The sequence below is a fragment of the Photobacterium sp. R1 genome (assembly GCF_054600795.1).
In genome coordinates this window covers 1-237 of the sequence record NZ_BAAHZP010000977.1, presented here as the reverse complement: position 1 = coordinate 237, position 237 = coordinate 1, and the positions used below count along the sequence as shown (strand labels likewise).

The following is a 237-nucleotide window of genomic DNA, read 5'->3' as shown; positions in this document are numbered from 1 at the left end:
CGCGATCTTCAAGTGCCCGAACTCAAACTGCATCACCCACAATGAGCCGGATGACAGCAGTTTCAGAGTTCTGACCAAACATGAAGAAGTCCGTCAGAAGTGCAAATACTGTGAAAAAGTCTTTGCACGCGATATCGTCACCTATTACCACTGATTGTCCGCCCATCTCCGATGACAAAACAGAGAAAGCCGGCTCCCCTCAGAGCCGGATTTACTGTTTTTACAGCCTTTTGACTC

1 pseudogene is annotated in these 237 nt (G+C 48.1%); it reads left to right on the top strand.

The features are described from left to right. A pseudogene (locus ACYP03_RS27980) lies at positions 1-154 on the top strand (aspartate carbamoyltransferase regulatory subunit); the annotation flags it as partial. Positions 155-237: the final 83 nt, after the last annotated feature.